Consider the following 21,284-nt stretch of genomic DNA (forward strand, 5'->3'; position numbering starts at 1 on the left):
TTCAGCTCTCTTTCGCAGCCAGGTGCATATCGGATTGCGCGCCCTTGTCGCGCAGGAAGAAGGAACGGGCAAGGATGATGAGGACGCCGATGGTGATGCACGCATCGGCGACGTTGAAGATCATGAACGGGCGGAACGCGCCGAAGTGGAGGTCCGCATAGTCGATCACGTAGCCATAGAGCACGCGGTCGAGGATATTGCCCAGCGCGCCGCCGAGGATCAGCGAGAGGCCGAAGATGTCGCCCTTGGTCCGCTCGCGCAGCATCCAGAACAGCACGATCAGCGCGATCGCCCCGGTGCCCATCACCAGCAGCCAGCGCTGTTCGACGCTCTGCGCCTCGAACAGGCCGAGCGAAATCCCGAAATTGGTGGTGAAGCGCAGGTCGAAGAAGGGCAGCAGTTCTTTCACCGCGCCGATGGAATCAATTCCCAGCGGGCCGGTGACCAGCCATTTGACCAGCTGGTCGAGCCCGAAGACGAGCGCGGCCAGCGCAAGGCCGCGCAAGCGGCGATTCCACGCACCGTCCATCAGTTCACCACCTCTTCGCACCGGCTGCACAGGTCGCCGTCCTCAGCCACGCTCGGCAGGAGGCGCCAGCAACGGCCACACTTGTTACAGGAGGAACGGGTTACGGTCACCCCTTCGCCATCGTGGGTGGCGACTGACGCGGCGATGAACAGCTCGGCAAGATCGTCGAGGGTGAACCCTTCCGGTACGGCCTGCGCGGGCACGGATACCGCCGCTTCGTTGCTGGAGCGGATGGTCTTCTCGCGCCGCAGCGGCTCGATCGCCTCGGTCACATTCTCCCGAAGCTCGCGCAGCGCAGCGAAGCGCTCTGCCAGCGCCGCGTCGGTCCATTCCCCGGGCAGCGGGTGGATTTGCTGGAGGTGGATGCTCCCGCGATCGGGGAAGCGCGTGGTCCACACCTCCTCCGCGGTGAACACCAGCACCGGCGCGGCGTAGCGGACCAGCGCATGGAACAGCGTGTCGAGCACCGTGCGGTACGCGCGCCGTTCGACCGATTGCGGATCGTCGCAATAGAGCCGGTCCTTGCGGATATCGAACAGGAAGGCGGAGAGGTCTTCGTTCGCGAATTCTGTCAGCAGGCGGGTGTATTCGTTGAAGTCGTAGTCGTGAATCGCCTGCCGCAGCTTGCCGTCGAGTTCGGCCAGCTTGTGCAGCGTGTAGCGCTCCAGCTCGGGCATCTGCGCGTGTTCGACGCCTTCGGCCTCGTAATCGAAGCCGTCGAGCGCGCCGAGCAGGTAGCGGAAGGTGTTGCGCAGCTTGCGGTACTGGTCCGCCACGCCCTTCAGGATCTCGTCGCCGATGCGGTGGTCCATCGTCGAATCGACGCTCAGCGCCCACAGCCGCAGGATATCCGCGCCGTACTGGTCGACGATCTTGAGTGGATCGACCGTGTTGCCGAGGCTCTTCGACATCTTGCGCCCGTTCTGGTCCATGGTGAAGCCATGGGTCAGCACCTGGTCGTAGGGCGCGCGGCCACGCGTGGCGCAGGATTCGAGCAGCGAGGACTGGAACCAGCCGCGATGCTGGTCGGAGCCTTCGAGGTAGAGATTGGCGGGCCAGGTCAGTGCGGGCCAGCGATCGCTTTCGAGCACGAAGACATGCGTGCAGCCCGAATCGAACCACACGTCGAGGATGTCGTGCACCATTTCGAAATCGTCGGGGTTGTGCTCGCTTCCGAGGAACTCGGCCTTGCGCGCCTCGTCCCACGCATCGACGCCGCCCTCGCGGATGGCATCGACCACGCGGCTGTTGACGCTCGCGTCCTGCAGGTAGGTGCCATCCTTGCGGACGAACAGAGTGATCGGCACGCCCCACGCGCGCTGGCGCGAAAGCACCCAGTCGGGCCGCCCCTCGACCATCGCACGGATGCGGTTGCGCCCGCGTTCGGGCACGAAGCGCACACGCTCGATTTCGCCCATCGCACGGCTGCGCAGCGTGCCGCCGTCTGCCAAGTCCTTGTCCATCGGCACGAACCACTGCGGCGTGCAGCGGTAGATGATCTTCGCCTTGGAGCGCCACGAGTGCGGGTAGGAATGCTTGTAGTCCGCGCTCGCGCTCAGCAGCGCGCCCGCTTCCCGCAGGTCCGAGCAGATCGGCCCGTCGGGCGCGTTGAACTTGGGGTTGATGACCGAACGGCGGCGCTCGTCATCGCCGCCCAGCCACGGCCAGTCGTCGCGGTACACGCCGCCATCGTCGACCGCGAAGACCGGGTCGATCCCGTTCTCGCGGCACAGGTAGAAATCGTCCTCGCCATGGTCGGGCGACATGTGGACGAGGCCAGTACCGCTATCGGTGGTGACGAAGTCGCCCGGCAGCATCGGGCGGAGGGTTTCGTAGAACCCGCCGAGGGTGTGCATTGGGTGGCGGACCTTGGTGCCCGCGAGTTCGGAGCCTTTAAAGCTTGCAGTCTGACGAAATCTCCCGGTCAATTCCGAAGATTCGTCATCAAGCTCACGAACGATACCCATCCGGCCGGCAAGTTCACCGACGAGTTCAACTTCAGCGATGATCTGTCGTGTGCCGAGATCATAAAGTCCGTACTCAACCTCGGGCCCATAGGCCAAAGCCTGGTTCACCGGGATCGTCCACGGCGTGGTCGTCCAGATCACCGCATGCGCGCCGACCAGCTCTGCAATCGGCGATTCGACGATCTCGAACGCGACGTCGATCTGCGTGCTCGTGATGTCCTCGTACTCGACCTCGGCTTCGGCGAGCGCGGTCTTTTCGACCGGGCTCCACATCACCGGCTTGGAGCCGCGATAGAGGTTGCCGGCCTCGGCAAACTTCATCAGCTCGGCGACGATGGTCGCTTCGCTGTCGTAGTCCATGGTGAGGTAGGGATTGTCCCAGTCGCCCAGGATGCCGAGGCGCTTCAACTGTTCGCGCTGGGTATCGACCCATTTCTGCGCATAGGCGCGGCATTCGGCGCGGAATTCGGCGCGCGGAACCTCGTCCTTGTTGAGCTTCTTCTTGCGGTATTGTTCCTCGACCTTCCACTCGATCGGCAGGCCGTGGCAGTCCCACCCAGGCACGTAGGGCGCGTCCTTGCCCAGCAGCGTCTGCGTGCGGCAGACCATGTCCTTGAGGATATGGTTGAGCGAGTGGCCGACGTGAATGTCGCCATTGGCGTAGGGCGGGCCATCGTGGAGGATGAATTTTTCCGCGCCCGCACGCTCGGCGCGCAGCGTGCCGTGCAGGTCGTCCTGCTGCCACCCGGCCAGAATGCCCGGCTCCTTCTGCGGGAGCCCGGCTTTCATGGGGAAATCGGTTTTCGGCAGGAAGACGGTATCCCGCCAGTCCTTCTTTGTATCGTCGCTCATCAGGCGCGAGGCCTTAGCGGGGCCTTGTGCATCGCGCAATTTTTCGATTGCCGTGCCGCCGAAAGGTGTTGCGTGAGGAGCGCGCCTCCTAGCTGTCCTACACGCCCCCGACCCGCTAACCTCGCCGTCGCTCTTTGATACCGTCGATACCCGTGCCTCTAATCTCGCAGCGCGAAATCCACCTGCTCAACACGAGCCGGTTTTTTGACCCCAGAACACTGTGTCAGGTGTGTCAGAAGGCGCTGAGCGCCAACCCCTACTGCGCCAGCAACCGCCGCGCTTCCGCACAGTCCCGGTCCATCTGCGCGATCAGCGCGTCGAGCCCGTCGAACTTCGCTTCGGGCCGGATGAAGTGGTGCAGCGCGACCTCGATTTCCTGTCCGTAGAGGTCGCCCGAGAAATCGAAGAAGTACGGCTCGAGCAGCTCCTTGGCAGGCTCGAACTGCGGGCGAATGCCGATATTGGCCGCGCCTTGCAGCTCTTCGCCGGAGGACAGGATGCGGCCAGTGACGGCGTAGATGCCGTATTTGGGACGCAGGTAATCCTCGAGTGCGAGGTTGGCGGTGGGGTAGCCGATCGTGCGCCCGCGCTTGTCACCATGCTCGACGATCCCGCGAATCGCGAAAGGCCGGGTGAGCAGGTCGGCCGCGGCCTGCGGCTCGCCTGCCTTGAGAAGATCGCGAATCCGGCTGGAGGAGACGACCGCGTCGCCATCGCTCACCGCCGATACGGTGCGCGCTTCCAGTCCATGCTTTGCGCCATGCTCCTTCAGCAGCGCGACATTCCCCTTCGCGCCCTTGCCGAAGGTGAAGTCCTCACCCGTCAGCACGCCATGCGCGCCGAACCGCTCGACCAGGATACGCTCGATGAAATCTTCCGCGCTGGTCCCCGCCAGCTCGGCGTCGAAATGGAACACCAGCATCGCCGTCGCCCCGAAGGCGAGATAGAGCTCGTGCCGCTGCTCGAGGCTGGTCAGGCGGAAGGGCGGGGTGTCGGGTTTGAAGAACTGCACCGGGTGCGGATCGAAGGTGGCGACGATGACGGGGCGCTCTTCCTCGCGCGCCCAGCGAATCGCTTCGCCCGCGACTGCCTGGTGACCCTTGTGAAACCCGTCGAAATTGCCGAGCGCCACGATGGCTCCGCGCAAAGGCGCAGGCACCGGCTCGCGATGGTCGAGCCACCTCATGCGGGTTCTACCGGCTCCGCAGGTGCGAGTATGGGGCCGAGGCCTCCGCGCAGCACGCGCAGCGCATTGCCGCCCATCACGGCGCGAATCTCGTCGTCGGTAAAGCCTTCGTCCATCAGCGCCTGCGTCACCTGCACCAGCTGCGAGGTGTCGAAGCGCACGGTGGTCGCGCCGTCATAGTCGCTGCCCAGCGCGACATAGTCGATCCCCACCAGATCGCGCACATGCTTCATCGCCTTGGCCGCATCTCGCGGGGATGTGCCGCACACCGCTGCATCCCAGTAGCCGATGCCGACCACACCGCCGGTCTTGGCAACCCCGCGAATCTCATCATCGGTCAGGTTGCGGTTCACCTGGCAGGTCGCCTGCACCCCGCCATGGCTTGAGACGACCGGGCGCGTCGCCATCGCCAGAATGTCCGCCACACAGGCATGGCTGCAATGCGCGATATCGACCACCATGCCGAGCGCTTCCATCCGCCGCACGGCGGTGCGGCCCTTGTCGGTCAGTCCGCCCTTTTCGATCCCGTGCATCGACCCGGCGAGATCATTGTCGAAGAAATGCGTGAGGCTAGCCATGCGGAAGCCCTGTTCGCTCAGCACGTCGAGGTTCGACAGATCGCCTTCGAGGTTCTGCAGGCCTTCGATGCTGAGCAGCGCGCCGACCGGCTTGGGCGTCTCGCTGGACCGTTCACGCAGCAGGCGGTCGAGGTCCTCGGGCGAGGCGACCTTGAGCAGCTCGCCGTCCGACTTCGCCGCCGCCCGGTCGAGCTTCTCGGCGTGCCACAGCGAGCGTTCCAGCAGGCTGTTCCAGGTGCGGGTGGGCTGAAGCTGCGCGATCACCAGCGGGGTGATGTTGTCGCTATCGGCGGTGTTCGCGTCGTAGTTCTGGCCCTTGGGCGTCTTAGTGACGCTGGAGAATACCTGCAGCGCTACATTGCCCTCTTCGAGGCGCGGCAGGTCCATATGGCCTTGATCCGCGCGATTCAGCAGGTTGCGGTTCCACAGCAGCGTGTCGGAATGCAGATCGACGATGGTCAGCGTCTCGTGCAGCGCCTTCGCTTCGTCGGAGACTTCGATCAGCGGTTCGCCGTCGATCTGGTTCATGCTCCGCTCGACCATGCCGGGGCCGAACTGGAAGAAGCCTGCGATGCCGAACAGCAGCACCAGCCCGCCGATAATCAGTACGGTTTTCTTCACGCGCGCCGCTCGTAAGTGATGAAGGAGAAAGCGGGGGTGTCGCCGCTGGCCTCGTGGTCCTCACGCGCGACCTCGGTCCAGCGTTCGGGATCGGGCGCGTCCATGAAGGTGTCGCCGTCGTAATCGGCGTGGATCTGGGTCAGCTCGATCCGTTCGGCCTGCGGTTCGAACAGCACGAACACGTCGGCCCCGCCGATGATCGCGGTTTCCTCGCCCCCGGCGGCGGCGAGCGCCTCGGGGACGGACATCACATGCTCGGCACCTTCGGCCTGCCAGTCCGAATCGCGGCTCAGCACGATATGGCGGCGACCGGGGAGCGGGGCGGGGAAACTCTCGAAGGTCTTGCGGCCCATGATCATCGGCTTGCCCATGGTCACTTCCTTGAAGTGCTTGAGGTCCGCCGGGATGTGCCAGGGCAGGCCGCCATCCTTGCCGATCGTGCCATTTGCGGCGCGCGCATAGACGAGGAAGAGCTGATCCTGAATCATGAGCTGGTTTCTCCCTCGGGCCATTCGAGCCGTGTGATGTGGCCCATCTTGCGCCCCTCAGGCGCGTCGGTCTTGCCGTAGAGGTGGAGATGCGCGGCCGGATCGGCGAGCGCTTCGTGCGCGGTCGCGGCGGCGGGGCCGATCACGTTCTCCATCACCACGCGCGGTGCGACGCGGCGGGTATCGCCCAGCGGTAGGCCGCAGATCGCCCGGACCTGATTCTCGAACTGGCTGGTGGCGGCACCTTCGATGGTCCAGTGGCCGGAATTGTGCGTGCGCGGGGCCATCTCGTTGAAGATCGGGCCGCTCTCGCTGGCGAAGAATTCGAGCGTCAGCACACCGACATAGCTCAGCTTGTCCGCCACCGCCTTGGCCAGCTTGCGCGCCTCTGCCACCTGTTGGCCGATGATCGCCGCACCGGGCAGGGTCGAGCGGGCGAGGATGCCGTCCTCATGGCCGTTCTGTGAGCTCTCCCAGAAGGCCACAGTGCCATCCGCGCGCCGGGCGAGGATGACAGAGAATTCGCATTCGAACTGCACGAAGCCTTCGAGGATGCAGGGCGCGTCGGGCAGGTCGAGCGCCTCGGCCTCTTCGCGCGAGCCGATCCGCCACTGGCCTTTGCCGTCGTACCCGTCGCGCCGAGTCTTGAGGATCGCCGGTGTGCCCAGCGCCTCGATCCCGGCGAGCAGGTCTTCGCGCGAATCGACCGCGTGGAAGGGTGCCGGCGTGCCGCCGAGATCAGCGACGAAGCGCTTCTCTGCCAGCCGGTCCTGCGCGATGGCGAGTGCGCGGGGGTGCGGGGCGAGCTTGTCGGCTATGGCGTCCAGCGGCGCGGCGGGGACGTTCTCGAACTCGAGCGTGACCACATCGCAGGCATCGGCAAAGGCCTTGAGCGCCTCGGCATCGTGCCAGTCTGAGGCAATATACTCGTTGCACACCTGCGCGATCACCGCATCGCCCGCCGGAGCGTAGGCGATCACGCGATAGCCCAGCTGCGCGGCGGAAATCGCCAGCATGCGGCCAAGCTGCCCACCGCCGAGGATGCCGATCGTGCCGCCCGGTTTGATCATGACTGCTCGATCACTCGGGCCGTTCCGCAACCTTGGCGGTGCGCGCTGCGCGCCAGGCGACCAGCCGTTCCATCACCGCCGGATCGTGCGCGCCGAGGATCGCGGCGGCGAGCAGCGCGGCATTGGTCGCCCCCGCCTCTCCGATCGCGAGCGTGCCGACCGGGATGCCGGCGGGCATCTGCGCGATCGAGAGCAGGCTATCCATGCCCGAAAGCGCTTTCGACTGGACCGGCACGCCGAGCACCGGCAGCGGGGTCATCGCGGCGATCATGCCGGGCAGGTGTGCAGCGCCCCCGGCGCCCGCGATCACGACCTTGAAGCCTTCGTCCGCCGCGCCCTTCGCGAAATCGTACATCCGGTCGGGCGTGCGGTGGGCCGAAACGATCCGCGCCTCGTGCGCGATCCCCAACTCTTCCAGAACATCGGCGGTGCATTTCATCGTCGGCCAGTCGGACTGGCTGCCCATGACGATGGCGACGGTCGCGGCGCCCGACATCAGGTTTCGTCCAGGTAGCGGCGTTCACCCGCGACCTGCCCATCTTCGAACCGGTAGATGATCGGCCGCCCGGTGGGGATTTCGAGGCCGGTAATCTCGTCGTCCGAAATGCCCGAGAGGTGCTTGACCAGCGCACGCAGCGAATTGCCGTGGGCGGAGGCGATCACCGTCCGCTCCCCGCTCAGCTGGGGCAGGATGTGTTCTTCCCAGTAGGGCAGCACGCGCTCGATCGTGAGCTTCAGGCTTTCGGTATAGGGCACGTCGATCCCTTCGTAGCGCGGGTCCGCGCCGGGATCATATTCGCTGCCCGGCTCCATCGGCGGGGGCGGAGTGTCGAAACTGCGGCGCCAGATATGCACCTGCTCGTCGCCATGCTTGTCGCGCGTCTGCTGCTTGTCGAGCCCGGTCAGGCCGCCATAGTGCCGCTCGTTCAGGTGCCAGTCCTTGGTCACCGGAATCCACAGCCGCCCGCATTCCTCCAGCGCGAGATTGAGCGTGCGAATCGCGCGCGTCTGGAGCGAGGTGAAGGCAATATCGGGCAGTACGCCCTTGTCTTTCAGCAGGCGGCCCGCGGCGCGCGCTTCTTCCACGCCCCTGTCGGTAAGATCGACATCCCACCATCCGGTGAAACGGTTGGCGAGGTTCCATTCCGACTGTCCGTGGCGGACGAGGATCAGCGTCGACAAATTCTTGTGCTCCCTTGCGGATAGGCTGCGAGCCGTTAGCGGGCCTCACCGTCTTTGGAAAGGTCGCGTTCCTGCGGTGTGGCCTGGGTGCCCGCCTTGCGCCGCCGCAGGTTCGCGCGCAGCTGCGCGGCAAGGCGTTCCTCCCTTGTGGGCGGTGCTGGAGGGGGGCTGTCGGGCTCGCTCATCGTGTGCTCCCATGCTATTGCGAAGGCTTCGAGGCAAGCTTGGCTTGACTTGTGCGCCGCACGCGACAATAGCGCGCGGCCTGTGGCGGGCGATAGCGTTCGCCCACGCCCCCTTATGCTGCTGTAGCTCAGTGGTAGAGCGCACCCTTGGTAAGGGTGAGGCCGGGAGTTCAATCCTCCCCAGCAGCACCACCTCTCTACCCCTTGTCGCGAATCACCCGTCGATTCGCCTCGGCCACTCGCCCGAAAGGGCTTGCGGGCCTTTTGCCGCTTGGCCATTCATCGCAGCCATGAACGAAGACGGGGCACACTCAGAAACAGTGGCGACACAGGGCGACGAACAGTCTTTGCAGCAGGGCCATCCCAATCATCCCAAGGCGATGCGGGTCGAGGCAGTGCTGGTTGCCCTGCCGCTGCTCATCGGCGCGCTGGTCGCCGAATATCTGACCCCGTTCCCCAATTTCCTGATCGCCGGGCCGGTCGCGCTGATCCTGCTGTTGGTGGTCATCATGCTGCCCCACCGCCGCTACGCGGTGCGCGGTTACGCGCTGAGTGAGGACCGGTTGCGGGTGGTGAGGGGCATGATGTTCCATTCGGACACCGTCGTCCCCTTCGGCCGGGTCCAGCATATCGACGTCGATCGCGGGCCGATCGAGCGGTATTACGGGCTCGCCACGCTGCAGCTCTATACCGCAGGCTCGCACGGCGACGTGATCAGCCTGCCCGGCCTTGCGCACCAGGATGCGCTGGACATGCGCGAGACGATTCGCGCCCACATCAAGCGCGCATCGCTGTGAGCGAGCTTTCCGCCAGCGATCCGAATCGCGAGGAGACGCCAGACAGCGCAGCGGTGGGCGAATCGACCGACGGGGAACCCAAGCGGACCGACCCGCGCACCTTCCTGGTCCAAGCGGTCCAGACCGTCCCGCGAACGATCGTGCCGCTGGTGGCGGTGGCGCTCGCTACCCGCGACGAAGGGTCTTTCGCGGTGCCCGTGATGCTCGGCCTCGGCGTGCTGTTGCTGGCGGCGATCACGTTTTTCACCTTTCTGGGCTGGTGGCGGCAGACCTACCGCGTGGGCGAAAGCGATATCCGGCTGGAGACCGGCGTGTTGTCGCGCGCGGCCCGCTCTGTGCCCTACGAGCGGATTCAGGACGTCAGCCTCGAACAGGGCTTCGTGCCGCGCCTGTTCGGGCTGACCAGCGTCAAGTTCGAAACCGGCGCGGGCGGATCGGACGAGATCAAGCTCGCCTACCTTTCCAACGACGAAGGCGAGCGGCTGCGCGAACTGGTGCGCGAGCTGCGCGACGAGGCCGATGGCGTGGCCGCGTCCGCCGCTGCGCAGGAGGCGCGCGAGGAGCAAGGCGCGCAGGAGGCCGACGCCCAGCTGCTGTTCGCGATGGGCCCGCGACGCCTGTTCGTGTTCGGCCTGTTCGAATTCTCGCTCGCGCTGGTCGCCTTTCTCGGCGCGGCGGCGCAGCAGCTCGATTTCCTGCTGCCGTTCGACATCTGGGATTTCGATTTCTGGCGCGGGCTGGTTGCGGGGCAGGGCGAACAGCTCGCCGAGCTGGGCCCGATTGCGCAGGCGCTGGGCGCTGTGGCTGCGATTATCACCCTGCTGGTGGTCGGCGTGGTCAGCGGAATCGCGAAGACCTTCGCACGCGACTGGGATTTCCGGCTGGAGCGCACGCCCAAGGGCTTTCGCCGGCGGCGCGGGCTGTTCACCCGAACCGATGTGGTCATGCCGGTGCACCGGGTGCAGGCGGTCCGCATCGGGACCGGCGCGGTGCGCCACCGCTTCGGCTGGAAGAGCCTCAAGCTGGTCAGCCTGGGCCAGGATGCGGGCAATGCGAGCCATGTGGTCGCGCCTTTCGCCAAGGCTGCGGAGCTGACCCCGATTCTGGAGGTCGCAGGCTTCCCGCTGCCGCCCCGGGGCCTTGCATGGCATCGCACCACCGGATCCTACCGCGTGGTTTCGGCGCTGTTCAACGCGGTCAGCTTCGTGCTGCTCGGCGCAGCAGTCGCGGTGGCGACGCACCTGTTCGTGCCCGAACGGTATGACTGGCTGTGGCTGGTCGCGGCGGCGCTGGCCGTGATGGCGGGCTTTACCGCCATCCAGCAGCTGTTCCTGTGGCGGGTGGAGCGGCACGCAATTTCGCCGCGGCATCTCTACAAGCGCAGCGGCTGGCTCGCGCCCGGGTACAAGATTGCGGACCGGGTGAAGCTGCAATCGGTCGAGATCGCGCGCGGGCCGCTGGGGCGGATGTTCGGCTACGTCACGCTCAACCTCGGTCTGGCGGGCGGCCATTTCGCGCTGCCCGGCCTCCCGCGCGAGGAGGCCGAGGCGCTGCGCTGCGCACTGCTGGCGAGCATGGTCGAAACCGATTTCTCCCGGCTGGTGAAATAGCCGCTCAGGCGCGCACGGCGTCCCAGTCGTTCTCCTCGAACTTCTTCGCGACGTAGGAGCAGTCGGGGCGAATCAGGAAATCCTGCTTGCGCGCGTCGGCCACCAGCCGCTCGACGAGTTCGGCGGCGACGCCGCGCCCACCGATCGCTTCGGGGACGATCGTGTGGGTCGCGATGCGCACCTCCTTGCCGTCGATCTCGTCGCCCGGCTCCCACTCCAGCGTGCCCTTCGCATCCTCGCCCTCCAGATGCGCGATATACTTGCCGCCCTGGCCGACGACGTGATGAGTGATTGTGGCAGTGCCCATGGGTGTCCTGTCCTTTGCGATATGCTTGCATCAAACGCCGGGCTGCGTAGGGGCGTTCCAATGCGTTTTATGTCCGACAATGCTGCAAGCGTACACCCCAAGGTGTGGGAGGCGCTGCGCGCCGCCGATGGGGTCGATTCGCCGTATGACGGCGATGCGCTGTCGCAGCGGCTCGACGCACGGTTTTCCGAGCTGTTCGGGCGCGAAGCCACCGTCCTGTGGGTCGCCACGGGTACGGCGGCCAACTGCCTTGCGCTGGCGACGATGTGCCCGCCGCATGGCGGCGTGGTCTGCCACCGCGAGGCGCATATCGAGATGGACGAGGGCGGGGCGCCCGGCTTCTACCTCCACGGCGCCAAGCTGCTTCTCGCCGGTCGAAGCGATGGCGGCGACGGCGCGAAGCTGACCTCGCAGGCGATTCGCGACGTGATCGATCCGATCCGCGACGATGTCCATCAGGTCCAGCCGCACGCGATCTCGATCACGCAGGCGAGCGAGTATGGCCGCGTCTATCGCCCCGAAGAGATCGCCGCGATCTCACAACTCGCGCGCGAACGCGGTCTTGCGCTGCACATGGACGGCGCGCGCTTCGCCAATGCCACCGCCTTTCTGGGTGGATCGGCGGCAGAGGCCGCAGGCGATATCGACGCGCTCAGCTTCGGCTGCGTCAAGAATGGCGGGATGAGCGCGGAAGCGATCGTGTTCTTCGACCCCGCGCTGGCGGATGTGGCCCGCTACCGCCGCAAGCGCGCGGGGCACCTGCAATCCAAGGGCCGCTTCCTCGCCGCGCAACTGCTCGCGATGGTCGAGGACAACCTGTGGCTCGACAATGCGCGCGCCGCCAATGCCGCGGCGCAGGCGATCGCCGAACGCGGCAGCGAGCGGCTGATGCATCCGGTCGAGGCGAACGAGGTCTTCATCCGCCTCTCTCCCGACGAGCGCGAGATGCTGCGCGGGATCGGCTACCAGTTCTACGACTGGGGTGCGGATGCGGCGCGCTTCGTCGCCTCGTGGGACAGCGATCCGGGCGAGGCGCGCGCGCTCGGCCAGGCGATTGCCGACCTATGAGCGATAGCAGCGGCGGGATGCTGCGGCCCCGCGTGATCCTGCCCTTCCTGATCACGGGCACGATCTGGGGATCGACCTGGCTGGTCATCACCGGCCAGATTGCCGACGTGCCAGCCGCATGGTCGGTGTTCTACCGCTTCGCGCTCGCGACGCCCGCACTGTTTCTGGTCGCCGCGCTGATGAAGCGGCGGCTGCGGTTGACCCGGGGCGAGCATCTGCTGGCGCTGGTGGTCGGCATCTTCCAGTTCAGCGGCAACTTCCTGTTCGTCTACCATGCCGAGCTGTACGTCACCTCGGGCATCGTCGCGATGATGTTCGGCCTGCTGATGGTGCCCAACGCGCTGTTCGCGCGGCTTTTCCTGGGCGAGCGGGTGAAGGGCGGGTTCATCGCGGGCAGTGGCATCGCGATCATCGGCGTGTCCTTCCTGCTGATCCACGAATGGCAGGCGAATCCCGATGCCGGGGTGATCGGCGGCAATGTGGTGCTGGGTATCGGCCTCGCGCTGCTCGGCATCCTGTCCGCCTCGGTCGCCAATGTGGTGCAGGCCAACCCGACCGGGCGCGCGGTGCCGATGGTCAGCCTGCTCGCCTGGGCGATGCTGTACGGCACGGTGTTCGATCTCGCTTTCGCCTGGGTGACGACGGGGCCGCCGCCGCTGCCGGGCGCGCCGGGATACTGGCTGGGTATCGTCTATCTCGCGCTGATCGGATCGGTGGTCACTTTCCCGCTGCACTACAACCTGGTGCGCGAGATCGGCGCGGGGCGGACCGCCTATAACTCGATCCTGACGATTTCGGTCGCGATGCTGCTGTCGACATTGTTCGAAGACTATCGCTGGACCTGGCTGACCGGCGGCGGGATGGTGCTGGCGGTGATCGGCATGGTGATCGCGCTCACCGCGCGGCGGCAGAAAGCCGTGCAGGTGCAGCAGTCCGGCTCTCTGCGGCACTGACTCTCGTGGCGGACTAGGGGAGCAGCGCCCTCAGCCCTTCGCGGTAGGTCGGGTATTGCGGCTGCCAGCCGAGCACGCGTTTTGCCTTGAGGTTCGCGACCCGCCGGTTCTCGGCATAGAAGCCGCGTGCCATGGGGGAGAGGTTCGCCTCTTCCAGCGTGACCAGCGGTGGCGGCTCCACGCCCAGCAGCGCGCAGGCTTCCTCGACCACCGCGTTCTGGCTCGCGGGCAGATCGTCGCCCAGATTGTATGCCCCCGGCGGTGCGTCGCTGGCCAGCGCGGCGGCCACGCCGCTGGCGATGTCGTCCACATGCACTCGGCTGAAGACCTGCCCCGGCAGGTCGATCCGCTTCGTCTTGCCCTCGGCAATCCGGTCGAAAATGCTGCGCCCCGGCCCGTAGATGCCCGGCAGGCGGAAGACCCGCACTCCGCGCTCCATCCAACTCGCATCGCAGGCCATGCGCGCATTGCGCCGCCCGTCGCCGGTAGGTGAGCTTTCATCGACCCACGCGCCCTGCCGGTCGCCATAGACCCCGGTGGAGGAGAGATAGCCGATCCAGTTATGGCCCAGCGCATCGCCATAGCGTTCCAGCACGGGATCGCTTTCGCTCCCTCGGTCGGGCGGGACCGAGGACAGCACCGCATCGGCGCGCGACAATTCGGTGCGCACGGCATCTGCATCGTCGAAGGAAAGCTTGCCCTCGCTGCCGGTCGCAACCACTTCCCACCCGAGCGATTGCGCGCGTTGTGCGATCCGCTTGGCGCTGTAGCCAAGCCCGAAGATGAATAAATTTGGCATTGGCGGCCCTGCTGCCACAAATGCCGCGAAAAGAAAAAGCGCGAAGAAACGAGGACCGATGGACCAGCCCAGCAATCCCGCCGCCGCCGACAATGCCCCCGCCGGGGCGCCCGTGCTGCCCGACGCCGCGCACGAGCCGGACGCGCCCGCCATCATCCGGCGCAAGGATTACACGCCGTTTCCGTGGCGCGTGCCGGAGGTGCGGCTGGCCTTCGATCTGGGTATCGAGAGCACCCGGGTCGAAGCGACGCTGAGTGTCGAGCCCAACCCGCAGGCGGGTGCCGCGTCTGCCATCCGCCTCGATGGGGACGGGCTGGTGCTCGAAAGCGTAGCCGTGGATGGCGAGCCGCGCGACGACTGGCAGCGCGATGGCGAGGCGCTGGTCGTGCCGCTGTCCTCCGGCCCGCACACGCTCACCATCGTCACCCGGATCGCGCCTGCCGAAAACACCCAGCTGATGGGGCTCTATGCCAGCGGCGGAATGCTGTGCACCCAATGCGAGGCGGAAGGGTTCCGGCGGATCACCTTCTTCCCCGATCGGCCCGATGTCCTGTCGGTCTACACCGTGCGGATGGAGGCGGACGCGCAGGCTTTCCCCGTGCTGCTGTCCAACGGCAACCCGGTGGAAGAGGGCCAGCTCGAAGGTGGCCGCCACTTTGCCGAGTGGCACGATCCCTGGCCCAAGCCGTCCTACCTCTTCGCGCTGGTCGCGGGCGATCTGGTCGCGCGCCGGGACAGCTTTACCACCATGGGCGGGCGCGAGGTCGAGCTGGGCGTGTGGGTCCGCGAAGCCGATCTCTCGCGCACCGAACACGCGATGGAATCGATCAAGCGGTCGATGAAATGGGACGAGGAAACCTACGGCCGCGAATATGACCTCGACCGGTTCAACATCGTCGCCGTGGGCGATTTCAACATGGGGGCGATGGAGAACAAGGGCCTCAACATCTTCAACACGAAATACGTGCTGGCGGACGAGGAAACCGCGACCGACGCCGATTTCGACGCGATCGAAGGCGTGATCGGGCACGAATATTTCCACAACTGGTCGGGCAACCGGATCACCTGCCGCGACTGGTTCCAGCTGAGCCTGAAGGAAGGCTTCACCGTGCTGCGCGACCAGACCTTCAGCGAGGATCTGCACGGCGCGGCGGTCAAGCGGATCGGCGATGTCCGGATGCTGCGCAGCGTCCAGTTCCCCGAAGACAGCGGCCCCTTCGCGCACCCGATCCGGCCCGATAGCTACAAGGAAATCAGCAACTTCTACACCGCGACCATCTACAACAAGGGCGCAGAGGTGATCCGCATGATGCGGAGCATGGCGGGGCTGGAGGCGTTCCGAAAGGGGAGCGATCTCTATTTCGAGCGCCATGATGGCGAGGCCGCGACCTGCGAGGATTTCGTCAAGGCGATGGAGGATGGCGCGGGGCTCGACCTCACGCAATTCCGCCGCTGGTACGAACAGGCGGGCACGCCGCAGGTGACGGTCGAGCAGCACCACGAGGGCGACCGCGTCACGCTCACGCTGGCGCAGGTGGTTCCGGCCACACCGGGCCAGCCCGACAAGTTGCCGGTGCCGATCCCGCTCAAGATCGCGCTGTTCGACCGCGAGGCGGGCACGCATTCGGGTGAGCAGCTGATCGTGCTGACGCAGGAAAGCCAGGACTTCACCTTCGATGGTCATGCGAAGCCGCCGGTTCTCTCGATCAACCGCAACTTCACCGCCCCGGTCGCGATCGAGCGGGACATTGCGCGCGAGGATCTGGTGTTCTTGGCTGCGCATGACGACGATGCCTTTGCGCGGCACGAGGCGATGCAGGAGCTGCTGCTCGGCTACCTGCTGGGCGATGGCGACGAGGCCGCGCGCGAAGCGATCGGCACCGCGGCGGGTGCGATTCTGGCCGACGATGCGCTCGACCACGAAATGCGTGCAGAGCTGCTCGGCCTGCCGACCTTCGCCTATCTCGCCGAACGCTCCGAAGTCTTCGATCCGGGCGCGATGGTGGACAAGCGCGAAGGGTTGAAGACCTGGCTGGGCGAGACCTTTGCAGGCAGGTTTGCCCAACTGCACGACTCGCTCGCCGAACCCTCGCGCGCGGCGGGCATGGCGGGCAAGCAGGCGCGGCGGATGCGCAGCGTCGCGCTCGCCTATCTTGCCGCGGCGGACCCGGCGGACGGTGCGAAGCGCGGGCTCGCGCAATATCGCGATGCGCCGGGCATGACCGACCGGCAGGGCGCGCTCGCAGTGCTCGCGGGGCTGGACGGGCCCGAGCGGGACGAGGCGCTGGCAGATTTCTACTCGCGATTCGCGGACAACGCGTTGGTGATCGACAAGTGGTTCACGCTGCAGGCCTCGGCCCTGCGCGAGGATGTGCTGGGGCAGATCGAACAGCTTGCCCGGCATCAGGCCTTCACCATGAGCAATCCCAACCGGGTCCGCGCGCTCTATGCCGCTGCGGCGGGCAATCCGCTGGCGTTCCACGCGGCGGACGGCACTGGCTATCGCATGATCGCCGACCTGATTCTGGAGCTGAACCTCAGGAACCCGCAGCTTGCCGCACGCTTCGTGCCCTCGCTGGGCCGCTTCCGCCGGATCGAGCCCAAGCGCGCCGCAATGATGCGCGCCGAGCTGGAGCGGATCGCGGGCGCGGGCAAGCTGTCGCGCGATGTTGCCGAACAGGTCGAGGCGAGCCTTGGCTGACGGCGGCACCGCACCGATCCGCGCGGCCGCGCTGGAAGGCGTGGCGCACGGCTTTTTCGGCCGACAGGGCGGCGTCTCGACCGGAGAAGTCGCGGGCTTGCAGGTCGGCTTCGGCGCGGGAGACGATCCGGAATTCGTGGCGGAAAATCGCCGCCGGGTGATCGCCGCCGTGCTCCCCGGTGCGGGGCTGGCGATGCCGTTTCAAGTCCACTCGCCCGACGTCGCGGTCGTGTCCGCTCCGGCCGAGGGCGACGACCGGCCCCGCGTCGATGCGCTGGTCAGCGCTACGCCGGGCCTGCTGGTCGGCGTCGTCACCGCCGATTGCGCGCCGGTGCTGCTGGCGGACCGGCAGGCGGGCGTGGTCGCTGCGGCCCATGCCGGCTGGCGCGGCGCGAAAGAGGGCGTGCTGGCCAATACGGTCGCGGAAATGGAGCGGCTGGGTGCGGACAGGAGCCGGATCGCCGCCGCCATCGGGCCGACCATCGCGCAGCCCAGCTACGAGGTGGATGCGGGTTTTCGCGATGCCTTTCTGGCCGACGATCCCGCCACCGATTGCTTCTTCGCGTCCGGCAAACCGGGCCATTTCCAGTTCGACCTGCCCGGTTTCGTTGCCGCGCAGCTGGCTGCCGCAAGTGTCGGCAAGGTCGAGAATCCGGGCCTCGACACCTATGCCGACCCGGCCCGCTTCTACTCGTTCCGCCGCGCGACCCAGCGGGGCGAGGCGACCTACGGCAGGCAGGGTGCATTCATCGGCCTCGGCTAGATCCGCGCGGCGTGCAACTCGTCGTTCACAAAAGGCCATTGGCAGTTCGGGCCTGACGCGCTAACAGCCCCCGCAGATGGGAAGGGGTCAGCTCCCCCAGCAGGCGTTTTCGCGCCACCGGGGCCGAGCGGATCGCCCGAATTTCCCTGAGAAAAAGGCAACTCGCGCAAGGTGACCATTTGGTTCATCATGCGTGCGACAAGGCAGGAACGATGGCAGACGCAACCGGTGCCGCAGCTGCGGAACCCAAGAATATCGGCGAAACCAGCGAAACCGGTGAAGGTGGCGTTCGTCGCCGCGACTTCATCAACATCGCTGCGGTCAGTGCAGCCGGGGTCGGCGGCGCGGCGGTGCTCTATCCGCTGATCAGCCAGATGGCTCCTTCGGCCGACGTGCTTGCCGAGAGCACGACCGAAGTCGACGTTTCTGCGATCGAGCCGGGCCAGGCGATCAAGGCGGTCTTCCGCAAGCAGCCGCTGTTCGTGCGTCGCCTGACGCCGAAGGAAATCGAGGAGGCCAACGCCGTCCCGCTGAGCGCGCTGCGCGATCCGGAGACGCTGGCCGAGCGGACCAAGGATGGCCACCTCGATATGCTGGTGACTATGGGCGTGTGCACCCACTTGGGCTGCGTGCCGCTGGGTGCCGCCGAGGGCGAGAACAAGGGCGAGTTCGGCGGTTATTTCTGCCCCTGCCACGGTTCGAGCTACGATACCGCCGCGCGCATCCGCAAGGGCCCGGCGCCCACGAACCTGGTGGTTCCGGATTACGTGTTCAGCTCCGACACCACGATCACCGTCGGCTAAGGCAAGAGAAAGACGAGAGCGATGAGTTTTCCCTGGGCCAAGGAATACACCCCGGCAAACGGGTTCACCAAGTGGGTTGACGAGAAGCTGCCGCTGCCGCGCTTCGTCTACAATGCGGTGGGCGCGGGCTATCCGGTGCCGCGCAATCTGAACTACATGTGGAATTTCGGCGTCCTCGCCGGGTTCTGTCTGGTGCTGCAGATCGTCACCGGCGTGGTGCTGGCGATGCACTATGCCGCCAACGCCCAGGTCGCTTTCGGCACGGTCGAGCACATCATGCGCGACGTGAACTGGGGCTGGATGCTGCGTTACATGCACGCCAACGGTGCCAGCTTCTTCTTCCTCGTGCTGTACCTCCACATTTTCCGCGGCTTCTTCTACTCATCGTACAAGGCTCCGCGCGAGATGATCTGGCTGCTCGGCGTGGTCATCTTCCTGCTTGCCATGGCGACCGCCTTTATGGGCTACGTGCTGCCGTGGGGTCAGATGAGCTTCTGGGGCGCCAAGGTCATCACCGGCCTGTTCAGCGCCATTCCCTTCGTTGGCGAGCCGATCCAGATCTGGCTGCTGGGCGGTTTTGCGCCCGACAATGCCGCGCTCAACCGCTTCTTCAGCCTGCACTTCCTGCTGCCCTTCGTGATCTTGGGCGTCGTGATCCTGCACGTGTGGGCGCTGCACATCCCCGGTTCGTCCAACCCGACCGGGGTCGAAGTGAAGAGCGAAAGCGACACCGTGCCCTTCCACCCGTATTACACGGCGAAGGACGGCTTCGGGCTCGGCGTGTTCCTGATCATCTACTGCGTGGTCGTGTTCTTCCTGCCGAACATGCTCGGCCACCCGGACAACTATATCGAGGCGAACCCGCTCTCGACGCCCGCGCACATCGTGCCCGAATGGTACTTCTATCCGTTCTACGCGATCCTGCGTGCGTTCACCTTCGACTTCATCCTCGAAGCGAAGCTGTGGGGCGTGCTCGCCATGTTCAGCTCGATCCTGCTGTGGTTCCTGCTGCCCTGGCTCGACCGTTCGCCGGTTCGCAGCGGCCACTACCGCCCGCTGTTCCGCACCTTCTTCATCATCCTGCTGGTTGACATGGCGGTGCTGTTCTACTGCGGCGGTGCGCCGGCTGAAGAGCCCTATGTGATGATCAGCCAGATCGCGACGGCGTACTACTTCCTGCACTTCCTCGTGATCCTGCCGATCGTTTCCTCGATCGAGAAACCCAAGCCCCTGCCCTACTCGATTACCGAGGCTGTGCTGGGGTCCGACAAGAAGGCCGTGCTGGGCGAAAACACCCAGCCCGCGACCTGACGGTCGGCCACCGATTGCCTAGTGACGACGGATAAACGTTAAGGACACCCGATGATCCGCATTCTTTCCGCCCTTGCCGGACTCGTCTTTGCAGGCGTCGTCCTGCTCGCCTTCGTCATGGGTGCGACCACCTGGCTGACCGAAGAGCCCATGCACTCGGCCGACCACGAGTTCCATCTCGACGCGCACGGCCCCGAAGGCGGCTATTCGTTCGACGGCCCCGTGGGCAAGTGGGACGTCGCGCAGCTGCAGCGTGGCCTGAAGGTCTACAGCGAAGTCTGCTCGGCCTGCCACAGCCTGAAGTTCGTCGCCTTCCGCGATCTGGAAGAGATCGGCTACAGCGAAGCACAGGTGAAGGCCTTCGCCGCGACCAAGCAGGTGCCCGGGATCGATCCGAACACCGGCGAAAGCGTCATGCGTCCCGGTGAACCGACCGATTACTTCCCCTCGCCGTTCCCCAACGCGGTGGCTGCCGCCGCGGCGAACAATAACGCGATCCCGCCCGATCTTTCGCTGATGACCAAGGCGCGCCACCACGGCAGCAACTACGTCTATTCGCTGCTGACCGGCTATACGGATCCGGCCACCTTCGAGAAGGACGGCAAGCGCCTGATGGAGGAGTTCCCCGACTTCCAGACGCCGCCGGGGCTCTACTTCAACCCGTACTTCGCCAACCTAAACCTCGCGATGGCTCCGCCGCTTGGCGTGGATGGACAGGTGACCTACGACGACGGTACCGAAGCCACGGTGTCGCAGATGTCGGCAGACGTCGCCGCGTTCCTGACCTGGACCGCCGAGCCCAAGCTGGTCGAGCGCAAGCAGACCGGCTTCGCAGTCCTCGTCTTCCTGCTGTTCGCAACGGTTCTGGCCTATTTCGCGAAGCGGCAGGTCTGGTCGAGCGTGAAGCCGAAAAAGGCCTGAGCCCATCCCGGCTGATGCTTCCGTGAGCAATGCTCCCGCAGCGCTCGACCTCGAGCAGCTGCGGGCCAGCATCCGCACGGTGCCCGACTTTCCCAAGCCGGGCATCCAGTTCCGCGACATCACCACGCTGTTGAGCGAGCCCGCAGCGCTGCGCACCAGCGTGTCGCTGCTGGCCGATATGGCGCGCGATCAGGGCGCGACCGTGATTGCCGGGATGGAAGCGCGCGGTTTCATCTTCGGCGCGGCGGTCGCGATCCACGCGGGGCTCGGCTTCGTTCCGATCCGCAAGCCGGGCAAGCTGCCGGTGGAAACGATCGGCGTCGATTACGCACTGGAATATGGCACCGACCGGCTCGAGCTCGACCCGAGCGCGCTGGCGCCCGGAGCAAGGGTTGCGCTGGTCGACGATCTCATCGCCACCGGGGGCACCGCGCTGGCGGCAGCCGAGCTGGTAAAGCTCACCGGGGCGCATGTGGCGGGCGCGCTGTTCGTGGTCGACTTGCCCGACCTCGGCGGATCGACCCGCTTGCGCGATGCGGATATCCCGGTCCACTCGCTGGTTTCGTTCGACGGCGACTAGCGACACCCGCCAG

The 21,284-nt window shown here is 66.1% G+C and carries 21 protein-coding genes and 1 tRNA gene; 11 read left to right on the forward strand and 11 right to left on the reverse strand.

What is annotated here, in order from left to right:
• Position 1: 1 nt before the first annotated feature.
• From lspA to KYN89_RS06725, 9 genes are all read right to left on the reverse strand, one after another.
• Positions 2–529 (reverse strand): signal peptidase II, encoded by a 528-nt coding sequence (lspA, locus tag KYN89_RS06685; RefSeq protein ID WP_054527628.1) that lies wholly within the window; start codon positions 527–529, stop codon positions 2–4.
• Positions 529–3,348: an isoleucine--tRNA ligase gene (gene ileS / locus KYN89_RS06690; RefSeq protein ID WP_222824371.1), complete on the reverse strand. Its 2,820-nt coding sequence runs from the start codon at positions 3,346–3,348 to the stop codon at positions 529–531. Before ileS ends, lspA begins: the two co-directional genes overlap by 1 nt.
• A gap of 256 nt (positions 3,349–3,604) precedes the next feature.
• A complete protein-coding gene (locus tag KYN89_RS06695) occupies positions 3,605–4,534 on the reverse strand; it encodes a bifunctional riboflavin kinase/FAD synthetase (RefSeq protein WP_222824372.1) in 930 nt (309 codons plus the stop codon).
• Positions 4,531–5,733, reverse strand: coding sequence for a dipeptidase (locus tag KYN89_RS06700; RefSeq protein ID WP_222824373.1), 1,203 nt, complete (start codon positions 5,731–5,733; stop codon positions 4,531–4,533). Before KYN89_RS06700 ends, KYN89_RS06695 begins: the two co-directional genes overlap by 4 nt.
• Entirely contained in the window at positions 5,730–6,221 is a 492-nt protein-coding gene (locus KYN89_RS06705; protein WP_222824374.1) for a dihydrofolate reductase, read from the reverse strand. Before KYN89_RS06705 ends, KYN89_RS06700 begins: the two co-directional genes overlap by 4 nt.
• The gene (locus KYN89_RS06710) at positions 6,218–7,291 is read right to left on the reverse strand and encodes a 5-(carboxyamino)imidazole ribonucleotide synthase (protein WP_222824375.1); all 1,074 of its coding nucleotides are present in this window, start codon (positions 7,289–7,291) and stop codon (positions 6,218–6,220) included. The genes KYN89_RS06705 and KYN89_RS06710 overlap by 4 nt, the downstream gene beginning before the upstream one ends.
• A 10-nt stretch (positions 7,292–7,301) precedes the next feature.
• A complete protein-coding gene (gene purE, locus KYN89_RS06715) occupies positions 7,302–7,787 on the reverse strand; it encodes a 5-(carboxyamino)imidazole ribonucleotide mutase (RefSeq protein WP_222824376.1) in 486 nt (161 codons plus the stop codon).
• Complete coding sequence (gene gpmA, locus KYN89_RS06720; RefSeq protein ID WP_222824377.1) at positions 7,787–8,473, reverse strand: 2,3-diphosphoglycerate-dependent phosphoglycerate mutase; 687 nt, start codon at positions 8,471–8,473, stop codon at positions 7,787–7,789. Before gpmA ends, purE begins: the two co-directional genes overlap by 1 nt.
• A 35-nt stretch (positions 8,474–8,508) precedes the next feature.
• On the reverse strand, positions 8,509–8,658 hold the full coding sequence (locus KYN89_RS06725) for a hypothetical protein (protein WP_172807110.1): 150 nt from the start codon (positions 8,656–8,658) through the stop codon (positions 8,509–8,511).
• Positions 8,659–8,775: 117 nt separating this feature from the next.
• Here KYN89_RS06725 and KYN89_RS06730 point away from each other — a divergent pair.
• The 3 genes from KYN89_RS06730 (at position 8,776) to KYN89_RS06740 (ending at position 11,065) form a co-directional block, all read left to right on the forward strand.
• Positions 8,776–8,850, forward strand: a tRNA-Thr gene (locus tag KYN89_RS06730).
• Positions 8,851–8,948: 98 nt separating this feature from the next.
• The gene (locus KYN89_RS06735) at positions 8,949–9,455 is read left to right on the forward strand and encodes a PH domain-containing protein (RefSeq protein ID WP_222824378.1); all 507 of its coding nucleotides are present in this window, start codon (positions 8,949–8,951) and stop codon (positions 9,453–9,455) included.
• Positions 9,452–11,065, forward strand: coding sequence for a PH domain-containing protein (locus KYN89_RS06740; RefSeq protein WP_222824379.1), 1,614 nt, complete (start codon positions 9,452–9,454; stop codon positions 11,063–11,065). The genes KYN89_RS06735 and KYN89_RS06740 overlap by 4 nt, the downstream gene beginning before the upstream one ends.
• A gap of 4 nt (positions 11,066–11,069) precedes the next feature.
• On the opposite strand, the gene KYN89_RS06745 is transcribed toward KYN89_RS06740, so the two are convergent.
• The gene (locus KYN89_RS06745; RefSeq protein ID WP_222824380.1) at positions 11,070–11,372 is read right to left on the reverse strand and encodes a GNAT family N-acetyltransferase; all 303 of its coding nucleotides are present in this window, start codon (positions 11,370–11,372) and stop codon (positions 11,070–11,072) included.
• 60 nt (positions 11,373–11,432) lie between these two features.
• Here KYN89_RS06745 and KYN89_RS06750 point away from each other — a divergent pair, with 60 nt between their 5' ends.
• On the forward strand, positions 11,433–12,440 hold the full coding sequence (locus KYN89_RS06750; RefSeq protein ID WP_222824381.1) for a threonine aldolase family protein: 1,008 nt from the start codon (positions 11,433–11,435) through the stop codon (positions 12,438–12,440).
• Complete coding sequence (locus tag KYN89_RS06755; RefSeq protein WP_222824382.1) at positions 12,437–13,393, forward strand: DMT family transporter; 957 nt, start codon at positions 12,437–12,439, stop codon at positions 13,391–13,393. Before KYN89_RS06750 ends, KYN89_RS06755 begins: the two co-directional genes overlap by 4 nt.
• A gap of 13 nt (positions 13,394–13,406) precedes the next feature.
• On the opposite strand, the gene KYN89_RS06760 is transcribed toward KYN89_RS06755, so the two are convergent.
• Positions 13,407–14,192, reverse strand: coding sequence for an SDR family oxidoreductase (locus tag KYN89_RS06760; protein ID WP_222824383.1), 786 nt, complete (start codon positions 14,190–14,192; stop codon positions 13,407–13,409).
• A 58-nt stretch (positions 14,193–14,250) separates the two neighbouring features.
• Between KYN89_RS06760 and pepN the strand changes: the two genes are divergently transcribed.
• The 6 genes from pepN (at position 14,251) to KYN89_RS06790 (ending at position 21,271) form a co-directional block, all read left to right on the forward strand.
• Entirely contained in the window at positions 14,251–16,893 is a 2,643-nt protein-coding gene (pepN, locus tag KYN89_RS06765) for an aminopeptidase N (RefSeq protein ID WP_222824384.1), read from the forward strand.
• Positions 16,859–17,656, forward strand: a complete 798-nt coding sequence (gene pgeF, locus KYN89_RS06770; RefSeq protein WP_222824385.1) for a peptidoglycan editing factor PgeF — start codon at positions 16,859–16,861, stop codon at positions 17,654–17,656. The genes pepN and pgeF overlap by 35 nt, the downstream gene beginning before the upstream one ends.
• Before the next feature lie 212 nt (positions 17,657–17,868).
• Positions 17,869–18,459 (forward strand): ubiquinol-cytochrome c reductase iron-sulfur subunit, encoded by a 591-nt coding sequence (gene petA, locus KYN89_RS06775; protein WP_222824386.1) that lies wholly within the window; start codon positions 17,869–17,871, stop codon positions 18,457–18,459.
• Positions 18,460–18,480: 21 nt separating this feature from the next.
• Positions 18,481–19,770 (forward strand): cytochrome b, encoded by a 1,290-nt coding sequence (locus KYN89_RS06780; RefSeq protein WP_222824387.1) that lies wholly within the window; start codon positions 18,481–18,483, stop codon positions 19,768–19,770.
• A gap of 51 nt (positions 19,771–19,821) precedes the next feature.
• Positions 19,822–20,691 (forward strand): cytochrome c1, encoded by an 870-nt coding sequence (locus tag KYN89_RS06785; RefSeq protein WP_222824388.1) that lies wholly within the window; start codon positions 19,822–19,824, stop codon positions 20,689–20,691.
• A gap of 22 nt (positions 20,692–20,713) precedes the next feature.
• Positions 20,714–21,271 (forward strand): adenine phosphoribosyltransferase, encoded by a 558-nt coding sequence (locus tag KYN89_RS06790; RefSeq protein WP_222824389.1) that lies wholly within the window; start codon positions 20,714–20,716, stop codon positions 21,269–21,271.
• Positions 21,272–21,284 lie beyond the last annotated feature (13 nt).

This window comes from Alteriqipengyuania abyssalis, assembly GCF_019857185.1.
GTDB lineage: Bacteria > Pseudomonadota > Alphaproteobacteria > Sphingomonadales > Sphingomonadaceae > Alteriqipengyuania > Alteriqipengyuania abyssalis.